This is a genomic window from Candidatus Phytoplasma phoenicium, assembly GCF_001189415.1.
In the GTDB taxonomy this organism is placed as follows: Bacteria; Bacillota_I; Bacilli_A; order Acholeplasmatales; family Acholeplasmataceae; genus Phytoplasma; species Phytoplasma phoenicium.
The window spans coordinates 1-2602 of sequence record NZ_JPSQ01000037.1; the positions used below are offsets into that span (position 1 = coordinate 1).

The 2602-nt window shown below is 26.7% G+C and carries 2 protein-coding genes and 1 pseudogene; all 3 read left to right on the forward strand.

Translation table 11 applies throughout. From position 1 onward, the window contains the following. A pseudogene (locus tag AlmWB_RS01905) lies at nucleotides 1-162 on the forward strand (sigma-70 family RNA polymerase sigma factor); the annotation flags it as partial. A 1857-nt stretch (nucleotides 163-2019) separates the two neighbouring features. Then, the gene (locus AlmWB_RS00990) at nucleotides 2020-2421 is read left to right on the forward strand and encodes an SVM family protein (RefSeq protein ID WP_157022387.1); all 402 of its coding nucleotides are present in this window, start codon (nucleotides 2020-2022) and stop codon (nucleotides 2419-2421) included. Nucleotides 2422-2461: 40 nt separating this feature from the next. Continuing rightward, nucleotides 2462-2602, forward strand: a 141-nt coding sequence (locus AlmWB_RS00995; RefSeq protein ID WP_192833068.1) for an SVM family protein, incomplete at its 3' end; no start/stop codon positions are given.

Consider the following 2602-nt stretch of genomic DNA (forward strand, 5'->3'; position numbering starts at 1 on the left):
TTTATCGCTTACGCCACTTCCACCATCAAATCGGCAATTAGAGAACTAATAAGAAAAAGCCATTCTCCTTCTTTTCCCCAAAAAAATCATCAAACTAATAATCTTTCTTTTCAAGAAGAATTTTATGAACCCTATCAAATCAATAAGCTAAACCCTCATCAACACAACAACAATAGATAGACAAACGAATCAAGTGAGAATAAGTTTAATTAAAGAACTGCAACAATAATAACAACACCTTGATACACTCAAATTAATGAAAATGTTCAAATTTTAACTGAAAATATTACTAAAAATTAAAAACTCTTTAGACCGAATGAACTAATAATCCTCAATTACTTTTGATCATGAAAACCCAAAAACAACAACAATTAACGGAACTGAAAAATCAACAACAAACTGACAAAATCCGTTCTCAAGAAAAAGAAATCTTTAACCAAGATTAAAAGATTAATCAATTAGCAACTGACCTTTACCAAAAACAACTTTTAACACTGAAAAAGAAAAACAAATTAATGAATTAATCAACCAAATAAACAAACAAAACCAAATAACCCAACAACTCCAAAATCAACTCTAAAAAAATCTCTAATTAAAACTAAAAATCAAAAATTAATAACTAATCAAGCTTTATCAGAACAAGAAAAACAAGAACTTCAAAAGGAAATCGATCAATTAACAACTGATTTTCAACAAAAAGAAAAAGAATATCAAGAAACTATACAACAAAAAAACCAAGAAATAAACCAACTAAACTCAATTCATCAATGAACAAGCAAACGAAATTAACTGTGTCAGTGAAGAATTAGAACAACAAATTGACAAATAGGCGCCCAACAAGGTTTTGCACATTGAAACTTTAAAATTAACCATTAAAACTTTAGAAAATGTCTCTGGTAAATATCTCGAAGAAAATACTGAAATCCTTTATGAAAATCAATAAACTCAAAGAACAAATCAAAGAAACGAACAAAAATCCCATGAAACAACTAAAGTAAAATTAAAAAAAGATAAATTAACCCCAAAAAAACAATAGAATACGAACAAATTAAAGTCACCATAGGCAAGCCAAAATACCTGGAAAGGCGCAATTAAACCCTTTAATACAAAAATTACAAACGATGCAAAAAAATGTTTGAAAAAACAATTTTTTGGTTCAAAAAAAGTTTTAATTAAAATTAACAAGTCAAATATGTTAGAATGTTGGTATATTCAAAATTACCCGAAAGGAACTAATCATGTTTAATATAAAAAAAATCATTAAATGGGTTTTTATTGTGTGAGGGTTACTGCTTTTTTTAATTATCATTTGGATTGTTTTAACCGAAATGGAAATGATTAAATTATTAAAAGAAGGAATCCTTAGTTTAATGGAAAACCCAAGTCAAAGAAATTAATAAATGGTATGATGATAAACAAAAATGTTAAATAATTAAAATCCATTATATCTTTGATGGCCTTAATGACATCGGTTATTATCAACACAACTTGCTAACAAAAAAAACATCAATTTTTATGAATTAGGAACCATCAAAAAACGCCTTGAAATCCCAAAAGAACCCTTCTAACCTCGCCAGTTACATCAAAGACCGTCATCCTTTTTTTGACCGTTGGAATAAAAGAGGGTTAATTTACGATTGTACCATTTTAGACGGATTCGATTCTGCTTCTTTCGATAAAAAAGATGACAGTCAATTATATTTATATGTAAAATTCGAAAAAAACAATATAAAGGCCAGGTAACAACTCTTTAATCGTTAAATATAAAAGCTCTGAATACTTCTTAGACGACGACAAAGACTATACTACCTGGGAGAAGCTTTTGTTCATGATACTAATTTCAAATTAACCAATTTCCACCTCCAATTTAACCCTTTCCGCAAAACTTTATCTCTTTACCAAAATAAACACAATAATGTTATAAAATCAAAGAAGATGAAAATAATAAAAGAACCAACCCTGATTGGTGATAAAAATTTAACAAATTCTAATATGTTAAAATTAAAGGAGATTTAATTAATGTTTAAAATTAAAAATAATTTATTATTATTGAATATATTTGTGTTAGTTTTCTTAGGATTGTTATTGATTAATAATAATCAAAAAGTCATGGCGGCCCCTAATGAAGAGTTTGTTGGCGATATGAGAATTGTTAACGTAACTGTATCAAATATGGATATTCTTAAAAATCATGAAACATTTAAACAATATTTTGATTTTACGCTAACTGGTCCGCGTTATAATGGAAACATAGCAGAATTTGCAATAATGTGGAAAATTAAAAATCCACCTCGTTATTTATTAGGTGTTTTTTTTGATAATGGTACCAGAGATGATGAAGATGATAAATATATGTTAGAAGAATTAAAACAAATGGGTAATGGAGCTAAAAATATGTATATTTTTTGGCAAGCAATATGAACAAAAATAATTTTTCTGAATTAAAAAAGGAGTTAAATTAATGTTTCAAGTACAAAAGCAATTTAAAATAATAAGTATTTATTTATTTTCTTTTTTAGGACTATTATTTATAACTCATGATTATTATATTATGGCAATGAATAATGGTCATATATCTCAAAATAACGGACATGATAATAAT

Coding starts and splice junctions, on each gene's coding strand:
- AlmWB_RS00990 (WP_157022387.1), top strand. CDS start 2,020: ATGTTTAAAATTAAAAATAATTTATTATTATTGAATATATTTGTGTTA.